The 16,730-nt window shown below is 66.0% G+C and carries 20 protein-coding genes; 6 read left to right on the top strand and 14 right to left on the bottom strand.

Annotation, left to right across the window (positions count from 1 at the left end; genetic code table 11):
* The first annotated feature begins 20 nt into the window (after positions 1 to 20).
* Entirely contained in the window at positions 21 to 563 is a 543-nt protein-coding gene (locus ACZ92H_RS18255; protein WP_131377165.1) for a gamma carbonic anhydrase family protein, read from the top strand.
* Here the strand turns inward: ACZ92H_RS18255 and ACZ92H_RS18250 are convergent.
* The 7 genes from ACZ92H_RS18250 to ACZ92H_RS18220 all read right to left on the bottom strand — a co-directional run bounded on the left by ACZ92H_RS18250 (position 536) and on the right by ACZ92H_RS18220 (position 6,606).
* On the bottom strand, positions 536 to 1,486 hold the full coding sequence (locus ACZ92H_RS18250) for an acyl-CoA desaturase (RefSeq protein ID WP_465050510.1): 951 nt from the start codon (positions 1,484 to 1,486) through the stop codon (positions 536 to 538). The two genes, ACZ92H_RS18255 and ACZ92H_RS18250, sit on opposite strands and share 28 nt — an antisense overlap.
* Positions 1,486 to 1,803 carry a DUF3144 domain-containing protein gene (locus tag ACZ92H_RS18245; RefSeq protein ID WP_131377159.1) on the bottom strand — a complete coding sequence of 106 codons (318 nt, stop codon included), beginning with the start codon at positions 1,801 to 1,803 and terminating at the stop codon, positions 1,486 to 1,488. The genes ACZ92H_RS18250 and ACZ92H_RS18245 overlap by 1 nt, the downstream gene beginning before the upstream one ends.
* 76 nt (positions 1,804 to 1,879) lie before the next feature.
* Complete coding sequence (locus ACZ92H_RS18240) at positions 1,880 to 2,380, bottom strand: gluconokinase (protein WP_465050509.1); 501 nt, start codon at positions 2,378 to 2,380, stop codon at positions 1,880 to 1,882.
* A gap of 2 nt (positions 2,381 to 2,382) precedes the next feature.
* Complete coding sequence (gene yfiB, locus ACZ92H_RS18235; RefSeq protein ID WP_465050508.1) at positions 2,383 to 2,886, bottom strand: outer membrane lipoprotein YfiB; 504 nt, start codon at positions 2,884 to 2,886, stop codon at positions 2,383 to 2,385.
* A gap of 17 nt (positions 2,887 to 2,903) precedes the next feature.
* Complete coding sequence (gene dgcN, locus ACZ92H_RS18230; RefSeq protein ID WP_131377153.1) at positions 2,904 to 4,169, bottom strand: diguanylate cyclase DgcN/YfiN; 1,266 nt, start codon at positions 4,167 to 4,169, stop codon at positions 2,904 to 2,906.
* A complete protein-coding gene (gene yfiR, locus ACZ92H_RS18225; protein WP_465050507.1) occupies positions 4,166 to 4,771 on the bottom strand; it encodes a regulatory sequestration protein YfiR in 606 nt (201 codons plus the stop codon). Before yfiR ends, dgcN begins: the two co-directional genes overlap by 4 nt.
* Before the next feature lie 182 nt (positions 4,772 to 4,953).
* On the bottom strand, positions 4,954 to 6,606 hold the full coding sequence (locus ACZ92H_RS18220) for a Na+/H+ antiporter (RefSeq protein ID WP_131377150.1): 1,653 nt from the start codon (positions 6,604 to 6,606) through the stop codon (positions 4,954 to 4,956).
* A 190-nt stretch (positions 6,607 to 6,796) separates the two neighbouring features.
* Between ACZ92H_RS18220 and ACZ92H_RS18215 the strand changes: the two genes are divergently transcribed.
* The 4 genes from ACZ92H_RS18215 to ACZ92H_RS18200 all read left to right on the top strand — a co-directional run bounded on the left by ACZ92H_RS18215 (position 6,797) and on the right by ACZ92H_RS18200 (position 11,760).
* Complete coding sequence (locus ACZ92H_RS18215) at positions 6,797 to 8,107, top strand: c-type cytochrome (protein ID WP_465050506.1); 1,311 nt, start codon at positions 6,797 to 6,799, stop codon at positions 8,105 to 8,107.
* Positions 8,108 to 8,136: 29 nt separating this feature from the next.
* A complete protein-coding gene (locus ACZ92H_RS18210; protein ID WP_131377144.1) occupies positions 8,137 to 8,604 on the top strand; it encodes a (2Fe-2S)-binding protein in 468 nt (155 codons plus the stop codon).
* Positions 8,597 to 10,915 carry a xanthine dehydrogenase family protein molybdopterin-binding subunit gene (locus tag ACZ92H_RS18205; RefSeq protein WP_465050505.1) on the top strand — a complete coding sequence of 773 codons (2,319 nt, stop codon included), beginning with the start codon at positions 8,597 to 8,599 and terminating at the stop codon, positions 10,913 to 10,915. The genes ACZ92H_RS18210 and ACZ92H_RS18205 overlap by 8 nt, the downstream gene beginning before the upstream one ends.
* Positions 10,916 to 11,094: 179 nt before the next feature.
* Positions 11,095 to 11,760 (top strand): dienelactone hydrolase family protein, encoded by a 666-nt coding sequence (locus tag ACZ92H_RS18200; protein ID WP_131377138.1) that lies wholly within the window; start codon positions 11,095 to 11,097, stop codon positions 11,758 to 11,760.
* A gap of 9 nt (positions 11,761 to 11,769) precedes the next feature.
* Here ACZ92H_RS18200 and fghA read toward each other — a convergent pair whose 3' ends face one another.
* The 6 genes from fghA to ACZ92H_RS18170 all read right to left on the bottom strand — a co-directional run bounded on the left by fghA (position 11,770) and on the right by ACZ92H_RS18170 (position 15,614).
* Complete coding sequence (gene fghA, locus ACZ92H_RS18195; RefSeq protein WP_465050504.1) at positions 11,770 to 12,636, bottom strand: S-formylglutathione hydrolase; 867 nt, start codon at positions 12,634 to 12,636, stop codon at positions 11,770 to 11,772.
* A 56-nt stretch (positions 12,637 to 12,692) separates the two neighbouring features.
* Positions 12,693 to 13,556: an NAD-dependent protein deacetylase gene (locus tag ACZ92H_RS18190; protein WP_465050503.1), complete on the bottom strand. Its 864-nt coding sequence runs from the start codon at positions 13,554 to 13,556 to the stop codon at positions 12,693 to 12,695.
* 47 nt (positions 13,557 to 13,603) lie between these two features.
* On the bottom strand, positions 13,604 to 14,275 hold the full coding sequence (gene lepB, locus ACZ92H_RS18185; RefSeq protein WP_131377130.1) for a signal peptidase I: 672 nt from the start codon (positions 14,273 to 14,275) through the stop codon (positions 13,604 to 13,606).
* Between the two features lie 175 nt (positions 14,276 to 14,450).
* Positions 14,451 to 14,696 (bottom strand): hypothetical protein, encoded by a 246-nt coding sequence (locus tag ACZ92H_RS18180; RefSeq protein WP_131377128.1) that lies wholly within the window; start codon positions 14,694 to 14,696, stop codon positions 14,451 to 14,453.
* Positions 14,693 to 14,944: a hypothetical protein gene (locus ACZ92H_RS18175; protein WP_131377126.1), complete on the bottom strand. Its 252-nt coding sequence runs from the start codon at positions 14,942 to 14,944 to the stop codon at positions 14,693 to 14,695. The genes ACZ92H_RS18180 and ACZ92H_RS18175 overlap by 4 nt, the downstream gene beginning before the upstream one ends.
* A 130-nt stretch (positions 14,945 to 15,074) precedes the next feature.
* A complete protein-coding gene (locus tag ACZ92H_RS18170) occupies positions 15,075 to 15,614 on the bottom strand; it encodes a GNAT family N-acetyltransferase (protein ID WP_465050502.1) in 540 nt (179 codons plus the stop codon).
* 83 nt (positions 15,615 to 15,697) lie between these two features.
* Here ACZ92H_RS18170 and ACZ92H_RS18165 point away from each other — a divergent pair, with 83 nt between their 5' ends.
* A complete protein-coding gene (locus ACZ92H_RS18165) occupies positions 15,698 to 16,090 on the top strand; it encodes a VOC family protein (RefSeq protein WP_131377120.1) in 393 nt (130 codons plus the stop codon).
* Between the two features lies 1 nt (position 16,091).
* Here the strand turns inward: ACZ92H_RS18165 and ACZ92H_RS18160 are convergent, their stop codons facing one another.
* Entirely contained in the window at positions 16,092 to 16,676 is a 585-nt protein-coding gene (locus ACZ92H_RS18160) for a DinB family protein (protein WP_131377117.1), read from the bottom strand.
* Positions 16,677 to 16,730: the final 54 nt, after the last annotated feature.

Below are 16,730 nucleotides of genomic sequence, written 5' to 3'. Positions count from 1 at the left end.
GAAGTGAAAGTGAAAATACGATGCCTGTCAGTTCTTACCTGAATACCCGCCCCGTGCTGGGCGAACGCGTCTACCTGCATGACACGGCGCAAGTGATTGGCGACGTGCAGATCGGCGACGACTGTTCCATCTGGTGCAACAGCGTGCTGCGCGGCGACGTCAACCGCATCGTCATCGGCGAGGGCAGCAATATCCAGGATTTTTCCATGGGCCATGTGTCGCACAAGAATGCGGCCAAGCCCGACGGTTCACCGTTGACCATCGGCAAATACGTGACCATCGGCCATTCCGTGATCCTGCACGGCTGCACCATCGGCGACGAGTGCCTGATCGGCATGGGCAGCATCGTCATGGATGACGTGGTGGTGGAAAAGCACGTGATGCTGGGCGCGGGCAGCCTGGTGTCGCCAGGCAAGGTGCTGGAAAGCGGCCACCTGTACGTAGGCCGCCCGGCCGCCAAGGTGCGCCCGCTCACGGAGGCCGAGATCGCCTACCTGCGCTATTCGGCGGAACACTATGTGCGCGTGAAGAACAATTACCTGGCCGGCGGCGACGACGCCTGAGCTTGATGTCCGCCGAGGTCGTCCAGGCGGCGCAGTTCCGGCCGCGCCGCCAGGTCGTGCGGCAGGCGCAGGCTTGACACCAGGCCCATGCGTTGCAGGAGCAGCAGGGCCCACCAGCCGGGGTCCCATTCGCCCGGCTGCAAGCCCAGCCTGGCCGAGCCCGGATAGGCGTGATGGTTGTTGTGCCAGCATTCGCCCATGGTCAGCAGCGAGGTGAGGCGGATATTGTGGCCCTGCACGGCGGCGCCATCGACGTGATAATGCCGCTGGCCATGGTTGTGGGCGAAGTAGCCGACCAGCCAGTGACCCAGCACGCCGGCGCTGACCCGCGCGCAGACGCCCCAGCAGACAAAGCCCCAGCCGCCGCAGAGGAAGCACAGCGCGGCCCACGGCAGTTGCTGCAGCATCCACGTCGCTTCCAGGAAACGGTAAAAGCGGTCATGCGCGAGGCGCGGCTCGATGGCGATCCGTGGCGGGTGGTCGAGGTCGAGGCAGCAGTGCAATTGCCACCAGGCATCGCGCCAGAAGCGGGCGCCGTGGCGCAGGTAGGGGTGGCAAGCTGGCAGGCGCTGGGCGTAGTCGCGCAGTTCGTGCTGGCGCAGCAGGCCCAGCGGGCCGCTGAGGCCCACCAGCACGCCCAGGTAGACGAGCACGTATTCCAGCCAGCGGGGGCACTGGTAGCTGTCGTGGATCAGCTTGCGGTGGCTGCCCAGCGAATGGCCGAACAGCAAGACGATGGCCGTGCTGATGATGAAGAGCGCCAGCGCCGTCCAGCTGAAGTAGAGGGGGCCACCGAGGATGGCGCCGGCCAGCATGGCCATCAGCCAGAGCGAGGTCAGCGGTGCGTAGCGCACCGAACCGTTGAGTACGCTGTCGGCATGGGAGGCGCTGGCGCGGTGGCCGTCCAGGCTGGCGGCCAGCATCAGCCCTTGGGGGCGGACGACGGTTGCGTGTATTTGTCGAAGTTGGTGATGTAGTCGTTGAAGTTATCGGTCAGCATGCGCTTGTACTGTTCCGTGAAGAAGGCCACGGCGTCATCTTTTTCTTGCTGCATCTTCGCCACGTCGTTGCTTTTGCTGGCGACGAGGAAGGCGTTGAAGCGGGCCGCCGCGTACAGCAGCGAGGTGGCCACTTCGTTGCCGCGGCTATGTTCGCACTGCTCGTTGGCCAGGGCGATGACCTGGTCGGCACGTTCCCAGAACTCCGGACCCGGCGCGGGTTTTGTTGTTGGTGTGTTCATGTGATCCCTCATAAAAGTGCGTGCCAGTCTACACAGCGGGCCGCTGGCTGTCCAGCGCGCGGCCCCGTGCAGCGCTTCAGCGCGCCTGCAGGATCTGCTCCACGAGGATGGCCAGCGGCTGGCGGATGTCGAGCGCGATGCCCGCCTCGTCCGGCTGCAAGGGTTGCAGGGTGGCCAGCTGGCTGTCGAGCAGGCTGGGCGGCATGAAATGGCCGGGCCGCTGCATGCGGCGTTCCAGCACGTCGCGCGGACCGTCCAGGTGGACGAAGCGCAGGGCCGGGTCGCCCTCGCGCAGCACGTCGCGGTAGCCGCGCTTCAGGGCCGAGCAGGACACGACGAGGCCGCCGCCATGCGCGCGGGCGCCGGCGATGCGTTCGCGCAAGGCGGCCAGCCAGCCGGCCCGGTCGGCATCGTCGAGCGGGATGCCGGCCGCCATCTTGGCCACGTTTTCCGGCGGATGCACGTCGTCGCCTTCCACGTAGGGCACGCCCAGCGCGCCGGCCAGCAGGCTGCCGACGGCGCTCTTGCCGCAGCCGGACACGCCCATCACGACCCAGCGCGCGGCGGGTGGCGCCATGTTCACGGCGCCGTGACGATAATGGTGACGCGGCGGTTTTCCGCCTGGCCCGACTTGGTGGCATTCGAGGCAACGGGCTTGCTCATGCCCAGGCCTTTGACAATGATGTTGTTGCGTGGAATGCCCGTCGCGCCCATCGCATCGGCCACCACGTTGGCGCGCGCCAGCGACAGCTTGTTGTTGTACGCTTCCGTGCCTTCGTTATCCGTGTGGCCTTCCACGCGCATGTGCGTGATGCCCACTTTCAGCAGGGCCGCGCTGATCTTCTGGATGGCGCTGCGGCTGGGCGGCGTCAGCTTGGCGGCGTCGAATTCGAACAGCAGCTTGTCCGTGAAGCTCAGTTCCCAGCCTTCATCCGTCTGGCGGAAGCCCTGCTCCGTCAATGTGGCGATCTGCTCGGCATTGAACGGCGATTTCTTTTCAGGCGCGCTCTGGCAGGCGGCCAGCAGGCCCACGAAGAACAGGCCGAGAAAGCCGAGGCGTAATTGCTTGTAGATAAATTGCATGGTGATGCTCCTTGCGGTCAGGGGTGAATGTGGGGCAGGCGCGCCACCTGGCGCGTGCCGCGCTGGGCCTGCTTGGCGCGGTACATGGCTTCGTCCGCCGCGCCCACCAGCGAGGCGGCGTCGATGGCGTGGTCGGGAAAGACGGCCACGCCGATGGTCAGCGAACTGACGATGCTATTGCCCGTCGGCAGTTCAATGGCTTGCGCCATGGCGGCGATGATGTTGTCGGCGATGTGCATGGCATCGCTGCTGCTGCGCAGGGGCTTGAGCAGGATGGCGAATTCGTCGCCGCCCAGGCGCGCCACCAGGTCGCCTTCGCGCAGCTGCTGCTTGATGCGGGCGGCGATCGTCACCAGCACGCGGTCGCCCGAAGCGTGGCCGAAGGTATCGTTGATGTACTTGAAGCGGTCGCTGTCGAGGAACAGCACGGCCACCTTGCCATTGCCGACGCGCGCTTCGATGATGGCGCGTTCCAGTTCCGCTTCCATGAAGGCGCGGTTCGACAAGCCCGTCAGGCTGTCGTGGTTGGCGCGGTGCGACAGCGAGGCGTTTTCCTTCTGCAGATGGCTTTGCCATGCTTCCAGTTCGTCGAGCAGGGCGTTGAAGTCGTCATTGATCTGGTTCAGTTCGGCAATATTGGCCGGCGGCACACGCAGTTCGAAGGAGCGGTCGCGCCGCACGCGGTGCGCCGTTTCCGCCAGGTGACGCAGCGGCGCCGTGATTTCCGTTTCCATGCGGCGCGACAGGCGCACGGCGACGATCAGGCTCAGGGCCAGGCAGGCCAGCAGGCAGGACAGGCCGCTGAGCAGGAAGGGCAGCAGGCTGCGGCTGTGCGGTATCAGCTTGATGCTGCCGATCATCTGTTCATCGTGGGTGATGGGGAAGGTCAGCGAGTCGGGCAGCATCCAGCCCGTCAGGGTGCGCTCGATGTAGTAGCGCGTGCCATGCTCGCCCCGTTCCCAGCGGGCCAGCAGCTTGCCATTCCGGTCGCTGACGAGCGCCTGGTCGATGTCTTCATTGACGCCGATCAGGGCCAGCGCTTCTTTCGCGGCCATGGGGTCGCCAAAGACGACGGCCGCTTCCACCGTGTAGCTCATGGAACGGGCCACCAGGCGCAGGTTCTGGTCGGAATACACGCGCAAGGCCAGCAGCGCCACGGCCGTCAGGGTCAGGCCGGCGGCCAGCACGGCGATCAGCGACACGCTCAGGTGGGCGCGCCGCAGTACGCTGTCGAGCGTGGGACGCGGCTTGCGGATCAGTTTGCCATTCACCCGGGCGTTCATGGCTGGGGTCCCTTGCGACGTGCAATTTGCAAGGCATTCGGATGCACGCGCAGGCCGCTGCGGGCGATGGCGTCGAGGTTGACGTCAAAGCCGATCTGCGCGTCGAGCAGGCGCAGGCAGAACATGGTGCCCACGGGACAGGCCGTCCCCGGTTCGCTGACGGACAGGATGGGTTTGCCGATGACTTGCGACAGCAGCGCTTCGCGTTCGCTGTCGGGCAGGCCGCCCAGGTAGACGACGTCGCATTCGCCGATGGCGCCGGTGGCCGGCTGGATCTTGACGCGGATGCGCTGCCCTGCGGTCGAGGCGGGGGTGTCGACGATGGCGGCGTCGAGGCGGGTGGCGCCGACCTTGCAGACGCGCACTTCGGGCCGGCTCACGGGCCAGCGCACATAGCTGATGATGCCAAACAGCACTTGCGCCACGTCCGCGGAGCGCTTGGCGTCCTGCGTGGCGCCCCCCTGCGCCCAGGCGGCGCGCGGCGCCAGCAGGGTGCCAGCCACCAGCGCGGCGAACAGCACGGCCGGCAGCACGGTGGCGAACCGTGCAGTGAAGAGTACGGGCGGCGCGGCGCGCTGCCGGTGGCAGGAGATGGAGAGCACGGCTGGGCGTATCTTTAGTCAGGTCAGAAATTGCTACTCATCAACACAGACTGTACGGAACTGCGTGCTGAAAGTAAATTGCTGCGTTATATAACCTTGCATTATAAACAGCAATGTTAAAACTTGCATTCTTTGCCATGAGAATTGCTGGTCAACATTGCATAAGCCGTGCCCAACTGTCTCTATTCTTCCAACGTCGCCTCCAGCAAGTCGATTTCGCGCAGCAGGCGCAGGTGGATGGTGTCGTCCAGTTCGCCCGAAATACGGCGGCGGAACAGTTCGTCGCGCTCCGCATTGAGCGCTTCCAGGCGCAGCGCGCGCTCGGCCTTGGCCAGTTCCTGCATGCGCGTCGCTTCATCGTTGCTGCTTTCGCCATACGCGAGGCGGCGCCGGTACGCTTCGATCAGGCGGTTGGCCGCTTCCGTGACGACTTGCTGCTTGTCTTCCTTGTCGATGCCGTCACAGACTTTTTCCAGCCGCGCGATGGCCGCTTCCGCCGCGGCGGCGCGCGCGTTGCGCTCTTCCGTGGAACGCCGGGCCGGCGGCGCGAACACCAGGCCCTTGGTCAGCAGGGGCAGGGTGACGCTGGCCAGTATCAGCGACAGCAGGATGACGCCCATGGCCAGGAAGATGACCAGGTCGCGCGCGGGGAAGCGCGTGCCGTCGGGCAGGAACAGGGGCAGGGTGAGGATGCCGGCCAGGGTCAGCGCGCCGCGCACGCCCGCAAACGACGCCACCAGCAGCAGGCGCAGGCTGGGGCGCGCCAGCATGGCCGCTTCCTTCGATTCGCCCGCCACTTTCTTGTTGTGCTTGAACAAGGTCAGCTTCATCGAGATGAAGACCCACAGGAAGCGCATGAAGGTCAGGCCCACGGTGATGGCCAGCACGAACAGCGGCAGTTTCCACGCGCTGCCGGCGCCCACTTCGGCGGACGCCGCCGGCAAACCGGCGACGGTGGTGGGCAATTGCGCGCCCAGCATGACGAAGATCACGCCATTCAAGACCAGTTGTATCGTGTCCCACACGGCCTTGCGCTGCGTGCGCGTGGCGGCCAGGGGGCGGCCGATCAGGTCGGCGTAGTGCATGGACACGCCCGCCGTGGCGGCCGCCAGGATGCCGGAACCGTGGATTTGTTCGGCGCCCAGGTAGGCGGCGAACGGGAGCAGGATGCTGATGAGGATCTGCAGGCCCGGCTCTTCGCCAACCTTGCTTACCAGCCATTTATTCGCCAGACCCACGCCCCACGCAATGGCCAGGCCGATGACGATGCCGCCGCCTGCTTCCTGCACAAAGCTCAGCGAGGCGGCGCCGATCGAAAAGCCGCCCGTCATCATGGCGCCCACGGCAAACGTGAAGCACACCAGGCCGGACGCATCGTTCAGCAGCGATTCGCCTTCCAGGATATGCATCAGGCGCGGCGGGATCGGGTTGCCTGCGGCAATCGCCGACACGGCCACGGGGTCGGTGGGCGAGAGGATGGCGCCCAGGGCGAAGGCGACGGCCAGCGGCACGCTGGGAATCAGCCAGTCGATGAAGAAGCCCATGCCCAGCACGGTAAACAGCACCAGGCCGATGGCCAGCATGAGGATCGAGCGCGCATCGGAAAAGAAGGCGCCCTTGGGAATGCGCCAGCCGTCGAGAAACAGCAGCGGTGGAATGAAGAGCAGGAAAAAGATGTCGGGATCGAGCGGCACTTGCACGCCGAACATGGCCAGGCCCGTGCCGCCGGCGATCTGGATCAGGGGCAGGGGCAGCTTGACCCAGCGCGAACGGGCGATGAAGCCGCACAGGACGACGGTCAGGACCAGGATGAGAATAATGGTAACGGTATGCATGTGGGGCAGGAGGGCGGGGAGCGTGCTGAAAAGGTGATTATAAGGTGCGGCCCGCTCATGGGGCCGCCTGCGTCCCATTGCGTACATACAACAAGTCACAATCGCGGTAAGATTGTCATTGTGGCCCTGTTGCCGCCGCCAGTCGCTGGCGGCAGGGTCCGCCTTGCTTTCACTCTGACTGGTCCCTGTTTTGTTCAAAAAGATTTTCACCGGCTTGCTGCTCCTGCTGGCACTGCTCATCCTGGCGGCGCTGGCCGCCTATTTATATTACTGGCGTCCCGCGCTGGCGCCCGTCAACCCGCCTGCCGCCACGGCGTTTTCGCCGCAAGTGGTGGAAAAGGGCCGCATCCTGGCCGGTATGGGCAATTGCGCCGCCTGCCATACGGCCAGGGGCGGCGCTGCATTTGCGGGCGGCCACGGCCTGGCCACGCCGTTTGGCACGATCTATGCCACGAACATCACGCCCGATACGCAGACCGGCATCGGCCGCTGGTCACTGGCCGCCTTCCAGCGGGCCATGCGCGAAGGCGTGGGCCGCGATGGCGCGCACCTGTACCCGGTGTTTCCCTACACGCATTTCAGCGGCGTCTCGGAGGCCGACCTGACGGCCCTGTATGCCTACTTCATGACCCGCGCGCCCGTATATGCCGTGGCGCCGGCCAACACCGTGCCCTTTCCCCTGAACCTGCGGCCCTTGCAGGCGGGCTGGAAGTTGCTGTATTTCAGGCCCGCCAGTTTCCAGCTGGATGCGGCGCAAGGCCTGGACTGGAACCGGGGGCGCTACCTGGCCGAGGGCCTGGCCCATTGCGCCGCCTGCCACACGCCGCGCAATGCGCTGGGCGCCGAGATTGCCGGCTCGTCCTACCTGGGCGCCTCCATCGACCACTGGTATGCGCCCGCCTTGACCAGCGCCAACACTGCTCCCCTGCCATGGACGCAGGAGGAGCTGTATGCCTTCTTGCGCACGGGCGCCACGGCCCTGCACGGCGTGGCGGCCGGACCCATGTCGGCCGTGGTGCACGAGGGCATGGGCGCGTCGCCCGACGCCGATATCCGCGCGCTGGCCGCTTATTTTGCCGGCGTTGCCGGCGCGGCCGGACGCAAGGTCGATGCGGATGCCGTGATCAAGGCAGGCATCGACCGCACGCAGCGGGTCAGCCTGGTCGACAATGACCGCGGCGCCAGCCTGTACGTGGCCGCCTGCGCATCGTGCCATTCCAACAGCAATGGCCAGCCCGTGGCCCTGCGCCCGGAACTGAGCTTGAACAGCGCCGTCAGCGCGCCCGATCCCGCCAACCTGATCCAGGTGATCCTGCACGGCATCGGCAAGGACGCGGCCATGCCCGGCGTGCTGATGCCTGGCTTTGCCGCCTCGCTGACGGATAACGATGTGGCCCAGCTGGCCGCCTATCTGCGCCGCAGCCGCAGCCACCAGCCTGCCTGGACGAATCTGGAAGCGGCCGTGGCACGCGCGCGCGCCACGCCGGGCGCTGGCCGGTAATTATTGAAAGTTTCTTATGTGTAATTCTTATGTATAACATTACCGTCAATGGCCAGCCCTTCGGCACCGAGGCCGACGCCGCCACGCCGCTCCTGTGGGTGCTGCGCGATGAAGTCGATTTAAAGGGAACCAAGTTTGGCTGCGGCATCGGCATGTGCGGCGCCTGCACCGTGCACGTGGATGGCCGCGCCATGCGCTCGTGCATCACGCCGATCGCCGCCGTGGCCGGCTGCGCCATCACCACCATCGAAGGCTTGTCGCCGGACGGCACGCACCCGCTGCAGCAGGCGTGGATCGCCACCCAGGCGCCGCAGTGCGGCTATTGCCAGTCGGGCCAGATCATGCAGGCGGCCACCTTGCTGAAAGACTATCCGCAGCCGACGGATGCGAACATCGACGCCGTCATGAGCGGCAACCTGTGCCGTTGCATGGCGTATGTGCGCATCCGCAAGGCCATCAAGCTGGCAGCCGGCCTGCCGGAGGCGCCGCATGATTAAGTTGCCAAAGGAAAATGCCGGTGCGCGTCCCAGTTCGCTGGGTCGGCGCGGTTTCCTGATCGCCGCCGCCGGCACGGGGTTTACCCTGGCTTTCCTGCGGGCCGACAGCTCCCTGGCCGACAGCAAGGTGGCGCGCGTGCCGCCGGCACCGGCCGCCGCGCCCGTGTTCGATCCCACCATCTGGTTCGAGATCGACCGCGACGGCATCGTTACCGTCAATATCGCCAAGGCGGAAATGGGCCAGCACATCGGCACTGCCCTGGCGCGCATCGTGGCCGACGAGCTGGAAGCGGACTGGAGCAAGGTGCGCCTGCATTATGTGGACACGGACCCGAAATGGGGCGTGATGGTGACGGGCGGCAGCTGGTCCGTCTGGCAGAATTTCGATCCCCTCAGCCGCGCCGGCGCGGCCGGCCGCCACGCGCTGGTGGAAGAGGGCGCCCGGCTGCTGCGCGTGCCGGTGGCCGCCTGCCACGCGAAACTGGGCGCGGTGCATGGACGGGGACGGTCGATTTCCTATGGCGAGATCGTACGCCGTGGCAAGCTGGCGCGCCAGTACACGCCGGCGCAATTGAAAGCCATCGTGCTGAAGACGCCGCAGCAGCGCACCCTGATCGGCCAGCCCGTGCAGGCGCTGGACATTCCTGCCAAGACGGATGGCTCGGCCGTGTACGGCATCGATGCGCAGGTGGATGGCATGCTGTACGCGCGGCCGAAGATACCGCCCACGCGCTACGGTGCGAAAGTGGTGTCCATCGACGACTCGGCCGCGAAAAAAGTGCAGGGCTACCTGCGCTCGCTGGCCTTGCAGGACCCCAGCGGCACGGTGCCCGGCTGGGTCATGGTGGTGGCCGAGACATATGCGGCCGCCATGCGCGCGGCCGACCTGGTGCAGGTGAAATGGCGGGCCGGCGCGGCGGCGCACGTCTCGGAGCAGGATATCGTCAATTATGGCGCCAAGCAGCTGGCCGACGCCAGCCTGGGCGCGCGCGTCGTCGATGATGATGGTGTGGAGCAAGCGTTCAAGGATGCCAGCCTGAAGCTGGAGCGCCACTATACGACGAGTACCGTGCTGCATTTCCAGCTGGAACCGGTGAATGCGCTGGCACAGGAAATCGACGGCGTCTGGCATATTCATGCGGGCAACCAGTGGCAATCCCTGATCCTGCCCGTGCTGGCCAAGGCCTTGAACGTGCCGGAAGACAAGGTCATGCTGCACACCTACCTGCTGGGCGGCGGCTTCGGGCGGCGCCTGAATGGCGATTACTGCGTGCCGGCCGCGCTGGCGGTGCAAGCCGTGGGGCGGCCCGTCAAGATGATCTGCACGCGCGCCGACGATGCGCGCTTCGATTCGCCCCGCTCACCGTCCGTGCAGCATGTGCGCATGGCCTTTGATGCGGATGGCAAGGTCTCGGCCATGGTGCATGAAGCGAGCGCGGGCTGGCCCACGCAGGCGATGATCCCCGCCTTGCTGGCCAAGGATAAGCAGGGCCATCCGTATGACCCGTTCGCCATCGCCGGCGCCGACCACTGGTACACGGTGGGCGCGCAGCGCGTGCGGGCCGTGTCGAACGACCTGGCCAACAGCAGTTTCCGCCCTGGCTGGCTGCGTTCCGTGGGGCCGGGCTGGACGAATTGGGCCGTGGAAAGTTTCATGGACGAGGCGGCGCAGGCGGCCAAGGTCGATCCGCTGGCCTTCCGCCTGTCGCTGCTGCAGGCGACGGGGCGCAACGAGGGCAGCGCGCCGAACGCCGTCGGCGGCGCCGCGCGCCTGGCCCACGTATTGCGCCGGGCCGCCGAGAAGGCGGGCTGGGGCACGGCCATGCCGCCCGACACGGGCCTGGGCATCGCCGCCACGTTCGGCCAGGAGCGCGACATGCCTACCTGGACGGCGTGCGTGGCGCGGGTGAAGGTCGACCGCAGCACTTGCATGGTGAAAGTCGAAAAACTCACCATGGTGATCGACGCGGGCGCCATCGTCGATCCCGATGGCGCGCTGGCGCAGGCGGAAGGGGGTGCCCTGTGGGGCGTGAGCATGGCCATCCATGAGGGCACGGCCTTCCTGAATGGCGAGGTCAGGGATACCAACCTGAATACCTACACGCCGCTGCGCATGGCCGACGTGCCCGAGCTGGACATCGAATTTGTCGCCAGCACGGCAACGTCCACGGGCATGGGCGAGCCGCCCACCACGGCCGTGGCGCCAGCCATCGGCAATGCCATTTTTGCCGCCGTGGCGGCGCGCGTGCGGCACTTGCCCATCCGTCCGGAAGCCGTGCTCAAGGGGCTCGACCGGCACGGTGCCGTGTAGCGGGGCCGCGGCCCCCGCCTGTGGCGCACTGCGGCGCGAACGGCCGCGCAGGAACGGCCGCAGGCTGCTACACTGACAACTGCCGCGCAGGGCATGCAGGCACCGCCCGGCCCGGCAAGATCAGCTCAGCTGCAGCTGGATGTGCGCAGCTGGATTTCAGCTCGATAGCGGAGGCAGCCATGCAAGAACAATTTGTCAGCATCACGGCCGATGAACTTCAGATGGACGGCGTGCTTGAAATGCCCGAACACCCCGTGGGCATCGTCCTGTTTGCCCACGGCGCGGGCGCCGATAGCGACTATCTGGGCGCCTCCAGCCACGCCACTGCCCAGGATTTCCTGCGAGCGGGCATCGCCACCCTGCGTTTTGACCAGGCCGGCATCGAACCGGGCGGCGGCAGCAATGGCCATGCGTATTTCGTGCGCAGCGATATCGTGCTGCTGGCGCGCCAGCTGGAAAAAGCCCTGGGCTGGCTGCAGGTGGACCCGTCCACGCGGCGCCTGCCGTGCGGCCTGTACGGCTATGGCACCAGCGCGGCCGTCGTGATGCAGCTGGCAGCCTGGCGCAGCAGCGACATTGCCGCGCTGGCCGTTTGCGATGGCCAGGTGGAAATGGCGGGCAAGGCCGCCCTGGAAAACGTGCGCGTGCCGTCCCTGCTGATCGTGGGCGGCCGCGATCCCGACGTGGCGGGCCTGAACCGCATGGCCTTTGCGACCTTGCGCTGCGACAAGCAGCTGGAACAGATCGCCGCACCTGCCGGACCCGACGTCCATCACCAGGCGGCCGTGCTGGCAACGGACTGGTACACGCGTCATTTCAACGGGCACACCAGTTCGCTGCAATAGCGGGAAAGGTCAGGCCGCGCGCAGGTTCTTCGCGTGGAAGCGCAGGTGCTCTTCCATGAAAGTGGCGATGAAGTAATAGCCGTGGTCGTAGCCGGCATGGCGGCGCAGCTGCAAGGGCTGAGACGCGGCCTGGCATGCGGCCTCGAACACCTCGGGATACAGCTGCTCGGGCAGGAACTTGTCGGCCAGGCCCTGGTCGATCAAGATTCCATTGGGAAACAACGCCGGCTTGCCCTGCAGGCCGTGCATCAGCGCGCTGGCGTCGTACTGCTGCCAGCCGGCTACGTCGCTGCCCAGGTAGCCCGTGAACGCCTTCTTGCCCCACGGACACTGGCTCGGTGCGGCGATGGGGGCAAAAGCGGAGACGGAACGGAACAGCTGCGGATTGCGCAGGGCCAGTACCAGCGCGCCATGGCCACCCATGGAGTGGCCGAAGATGCCCGTGCGCCGCGCATCGATATGCAGTTCCTGCTCCAGCAAGGCGCGCAATTCCAGGATGTAGCTGTACATGCGGTAGTGGCCGCTCCATGGCGCCTCGGTGGCATCCACATAAAAGCCGGCGCCCGCGCCAAAGTCCCAGCTGTCGGCCTCGCCCGGTATGCCAGCGCCGCGCGGGCTGGTATCGGGGGTGATCAGGATCAGGCCTTCCTCGGCCGCCACGCGCTGGGCGCCGCCCTTGATCATGAAGGTTTCTTCGGTGCAGGTCAGGCCCGCCAGGTAAAACAGGGCCGGGCGTTTGGCGCTCGGGGCGGCGCCGGGTGCCGTGTCCGGAATGAAGGCCGAAAAACGCATGGGCAGGCCGATGGCTTGCGCGTCGTGGCGATAAAAACGTTGTACGCCGCCAAAGCAGGCGTGTTCACTCAACAGTTCCAGCATGAATTCTCCTCGTCAATCCCACAGTATAGCCAGAGTGGCCCGCCGCAGGACGGGGATCAGCCCAGCATGGCCGCTACTGCTGGCAAGATGTCCTGTGCCGGCGCTTGCGTCTTGAACGCGAGCAAATGATCGGCGCGTGTTTTGCCCAGGTTGATGGCGGCCACGGGCTTGCCCGTTTCGGCCGCCATGCGGCACAAACGAAAGCTGGAGTACACCATCACGGACGAGCCGACCACCAGCAGGGCGCTGGCCTCGCGCATCTTGCGTTCCGCTTCGGCCGCGCAGGCGGGCGGCACGCCATCGCCGAAAAACACCACGTCCGGCTGCAGGGTGCCGCCGCAGTGCGGGCAGCGCGGTACATGAAAAGTGGCCAGCTGCGACGGTTCCAGCAGCGCATCGCCATCGGGCGCCGGCGTGGCCGTGGCGCCCCGCATGTGCGGATTGTCGCGTTCCAGCATGTCTTGAACCGTGCGCCGGGCAAAGCCGGCGCGGCAATCGAGGCAGACGACGGCATGTATGCTGCCGTGCAATTCCGTCACGCCCGTGCTGCCGGCCTGCTGATGCAGGCCATCCACATTTTGCGTGACCAGGCTGCCTATCTGCTGGCGCTGCGCCAGCCGGGCGATGGCCAGGTGGCCGGGATTCGGCACGGCGCGCGCCAGGCTGGGCCAGCCCACCATGCTGCGCGCCCAATAGCGGCGCTGGACGGCATCCTGGCGGCGGAAATCGGGGCCTTGCACGGGGGCATTGCCGCGCCGCACGCCGTCCGTATCGCGGTAGTCGGGGATGCCCGACGCCGTGCTGATGCCGGCGCCCGTCAGCAGCAGCACCTGCGGGTGGCGTTGCAGGAATTGCGCCAGCTGCTCGAGGGCATGGTGCGTGCTGGCGGACGGCGGGCTGGCAAGGGAAAAGTTAGGCATGATGCGTCATGCTAACCGAAAAGCAGGGTGCCTTGCAGGGGGCGGGCTTACTCCAGCTTCATGCCGAAGCGCTGCAGGCGGGGTTGCCAATGCTCCTCGATATTCGCCGAAACGAGGATGCGCTCAGCCTTGCCGATCAGCAATTCGCGCGGCACGAAGCCGAAATAGCGCGAGTCGGCGCTATTGTCGCGGTTGTCGCCGAGCATGAGAAAATGGTCGGCCGGCACCGTCACGGGAGCGAAGTTGCGGGCCGCGCCGGCGATTTGCGGCAAGACCTGGATGCGGTGCTGTTCGGTGCTGTTGCGTTCGCTGACGCGCTGCGCCGTCAGCCGGCCCACATGGGCGATGGTCTCGGGGGCCGTGTCGAGCGTCGTGTACTGGGCGGCGTGGCCATTGATGATCAGCTGCTCATCGCGCATTTCCACCGTGTCGCCGGGCAGGGCGATGATGCGCTTGATCAGCCGCGTGCCATCTTTCGGCGAAGAAAAGGTGACGATGTCGCCGCGCGCCGGTTCGCCCAGGCGCTGCAGCACGATATCGGTCAACGGCACTTTCAGGTTGAAGGCCAGGCGGTTGACGAAGACCACGTCGCCTTCGAGCAGGTTGGGGCGCATGGACGCCGACGGAATCGGATTCCAGTCCGCCACGGCCGTGCGGAACACGCCGAACAGCAGCAGAAACATCAAAAAACCCTTGTTGGCGCGCATCCATGTTTTCATCTTGTCCCGCTTTCTGCCAGTGGCTGTGATCGTTAGGTAGGGCGCCCTTGCCGCTGGCGCACTATCCACGATGCATGGCGAGGCTGAAGCCAGTCTTAAATGACGGCGCCGCGGGCGCCTGCGCACGTTCCATGGCATGCGCCTGTTGCGTGCCAACATCACCAGCATGCCTGTCTCAGGGATGCCGGCACGGCGCCTGCGTGTCGTCATTGCCGTTCGACAGTTGCTTGCCAGATATTTCATCCCACAGTTCGCCCAGCGCCACCAGCAAGCCGCCGGCCACGAACGGGATCGCCACCAGCCATGGCACGCTGTCTAGCCAGGGGCCCAGCAGGATGGCCGAGGCCACGGCGATGAGAAGGGCGGTGCACCAGAAGCGGCGCGGATGCCTGAGGGTGAACAGGTAGTGAAGGTCGCTCATAGATCCTCCTTGGTGAGCATGCGGAACAGCCTGGCGGCCAGGATGCTGCTGACGGCAATGACGATGCAGCCGTCCAGGAAAAACAGCACCTTGCCTACGAGGTGCATGCCTTGCACGAGGTAGGCGGGCAATTCCTGCACCTCCGCCCACTGTGTCATGCGGGCCAGCACGATGGCGGCGGCGAAGATGACCACGGCCAAGGCCAGGACCAGCAGCACATGTTCAAAAAGGCGTAGCCGCAGTTTCATGTTGGACTTGGCAAGATATTAAAGATTCCCGAAGCCTGACGTTATCAGTCCGCTATCGTCCTGCTTTGCGCTGTGACAAAGTGGCGGCCGATAGGCTGAACGTGGCGTTGGCGCCGGGACATGCCGCGTTTCAGCCCAAGCCCTGCTCGTTGCGCCGTTCGAAATACAGCAGGTCCGACCATATTCCCTGGAACAGCATGGCCTGTTCCGACTTGCCATATTGATGAAAGCCATTGCGCCGCATGACGGCGACCGAGCCCAGGTTTTGCGGCCGCGCCGTCGCTTCCAGGCGAAACAATGTCAGCGTACCGAACGCTTCTTCCAGCAGCAGGGCCACGGTGCGCGTGGCGTAGCCGCGGCCGCCGAAGCGTTGGCCGATGCGGTAGCCCAGTTGTGCCTTGTTGAAATAGGGACGCGTGACGGCCGTCAGGTTGACCCTGCCGATGATCTGGCCGTCCAGCTTGGCCAGGTATTGGTGCGCCGCATCGTTTTCATGTTCGCGCCGCGCCTGTTCGATGGCGGCGGCGATGGCGTCACGGTGGTAGTAGGAGGGCGCGCGGGACGTGACCCAGGATTCGAAATATGCGCGGTTCTCCACTTCGAAGGCCAGCAGGGCGTCGAGATCGGCGCTGGCGGGTGGCTGCAGTTGAAGGCGGTCGAGGTCGGACATGGCGGCGGCTTAAAACGAGAAGCGCCATTATAATCAGGCGGCGCGCCTTGGCGCATGCCGGCGTCAACTCACGAAGGAGCAGCATGCTGTCCCATATCTGCATCGGTACCAACGACTTTCCCCGCGCCTACGCGTTTTACACGGCCTTGCTGCGTGAACTGGCGCTGGTCGAGAAATTCCATGACGGCGCCAAGCCGTGGGCGGGCTGGATGGCGCAGGATGCGCCGCGGCCCCTGTTCGTGCTGGGCGCGCCGCATGACGGCTTGCCCGCCACGCCTGGCAACGGGCAGATGACGGCCTTGCTGGCATCGAGCCGCGCGCAGGTGGACCGCTGCCACCGGGCCGCGCTGGCGCTGGGCGCCGCGTGCGAAGGGCCGCCGGGACTGCGGCCCCATTACCACGCCAACTATTATGGCGCCTATTTCCGCGACCTCGACGGCAACAAGCTGTGCGTCTGCTGCCACGCCGAAGAATGATTCAGCGCGGGCCCCAGACGTCTTCCTCCGTCCAGCCCAGCTGCGCAAAATCCTGCGCCCGTTCGTCCGCTTCGCCGGCACAAAAGAATTCGTCGAGCTGCGGCGGCGCGATGCGCGTGCCGGCCAGCATGGCATGTACTTGCCCGCGGTGGTGGATCTGGTGCTGGAACAGGTGCGCCAGCAGGCGCAGGCGCGTGTCGACTTGCGGCGTGTCGCGCAGGATCGTCACGGGGCGCGCCAGGTCCGCGTCGCACAGGCTGCGGCAATGCGCGATCAGGCGCGCGTCGGACGCCTGCTGCGCCTGCTGCAGCGCGGCGCAATCCGTGTAGGGCTCGTCTTTTTCAAAAAAGGCGTAGCAGTCCGGATGCGGCGCGTCGCCGCGCAATTCGCGCTCGAGCGCATCGAGATAAAACCAGTCGCACGTCAGGATATGGTTCAGGGTGAACTGGATGGTGGGGAAGAAGCTGACCCGCGTGGCCTGGAACTCGGCGCAGGTCAGCTGGGCGCATGCCTTCAGCAGGCGGTGGTTGGCCCAGGCGTTGTTATACGCCTGGCTGGTGACGTAGTGGGCCAGCATGTTGCTCATGATGTACCTTGCAAAGCAGGGGGGCCTGCGGGAGTGCTACTGTAGCAGCTTGCG

This window comes from Janthinobacterium foliorum, assembly GCF_978021625.1.
Note: the sequence above shows the minus strand (reverse complement) of the source record. Positions and strands in the feature narration are given on the sequence as shown.

What these genes read in the sequence shown, in the direction of transcription:
- ACZ92H_RS18255 (WP_131377165.1), top strand. Translation starts at nt 21, where the DNA reads ATGCCTGTCAGTTCTTACCTGAATACCCGCCCCGTGCTGGGCGAACGC.
- ACZ92H_RS18250 (WP_465050510.1), bottom strand. Translation starts at nt 1,486, where the DNA reads ATGCTGGCCGCCAGCCTGGACGGCCACCGCGCCAGCGCCTCCCATGCC.
- ACZ92H_RS18245 (WP_131377159.1), bottom strand. Translation starts at nt 1,803, where the DNA reads ATGAACACACCAACAACAAAACCCGCGCCGGGTCCGGAGTTCTGGGAA.
- ACZ92H_RS18240 (WP_465050509.1), bottom strand. Translation starts at nt 2,380, where the DNA reads ATGGCGCCACCCGCCGCGCGCTGGGTCGTGATGGGCGTGTCCGGCTGC.
- yfiB (WP_465050508.1), bottom strand. Translation starts at nt 2,886, where the DNA reads ATGCAATTTATCTACAAGCAATTACGCCTCGGCTTTCTCGGCCTGTTC.
- dgcN (WP_131377153.1), bottom strand. Translation starts at nt 4,169, where the DNA reads ATGAACGCCCGGGTGAATGGCAAACTGATCCGCAAGCCGCGTCCCACG.
- ACZ92H_RS18220 (WP_131377150.1), bottom strand. Translation starts at nt 6,606, where the DNA reads ATGCATACCGTTACCATTATTCTCATCCTGGTCCTGACCGTCGTCCTG.
- ACZ92H_RS18210 (WP_131377144.1), top strand. Translation starts at nt 8,137, where the DNA reads ATGTATAACATTACCGTCAATGGCCAGCCCTTCGGCACCGAGGCCGAC.
- ACZ92H_RS18205 (WP_465050505.1), top strand. Translation starts at nt 8,597, where the DNA reads ATGATTAAGTTGCCAAAGGAAAATGCCGGTGCGCGTCCCAGTTCGCTG.
- ACZ92H_RS18200 (WP_131377138.1), top strand. Translation starts at nt 11,095, where the DNA reads ATGCAAGAACAATTTGTCAGCATCACGGCCGATGAACTTCAGATGGAC.
- fghA (WP_465050504.1), bottom strand. Translation starts at nt 12,636, where the DNA reads ATGCTGGAACTGTTGAGTGAACACGCCTGCTTTGGCGGCGTACAACGT.
- ACZ92H_RS18190 (WP_465050503.1), bottom strand. Translation starts at nt 13,556, where the DNA reads ATGCCTAACTTTTCCCTTGCCAGCCCGCCGTCCGCCAGCACGCACCAT.
- lepB (WP_131377130.1), bottom strand. Translation starts at nt 14,275, where the DNA reads ATGAAAACATGGATGCGCGCCAACAAGGGTTTTTTGATGTTTCTGCTG.
- ACZ92H_RS18180 (WP_131377128.1), bottom strand. Translation starts at nt 14,696, where the DNA reads ATGAGCGACCTTCACTACCTGTTCACCCTCAGGCATCCGCGCCGCTTC.
- ACZ92H_RS18175 (WP_131377126.1), bottom strand. Translation starts at nt 14,944, where the DNA reads ATGAAACTGCGGCTACGCCTTTTTGAACATGTGCTGCTGGTCCTGGCC.
- ACZ92H_RS18170 (WP_465050502.1), bottom strand. Translation starts at nt 15,614, where the DNA reads ATGTCCGACCTCGACCGCCTTCAACTGCAGCCACCCGCCAGCGCCGAT.
- ACZ92H_RS18165 (WP_131377120.1), top strand. Translation starts at nt 15,698, where the DNA reads ATGCTGTCCCATATCTGCATCGGTACCAACGACTTTCCCCGCGCCTAC.
- ACZ92H_RS18160 (WP_131377117.1), bottom strand. Translation starts at nt 16,676, where the DNA reads ATGAGCAACATGCTGGCCCACTACGTCACCAGCCAGGCGTATAACAAC.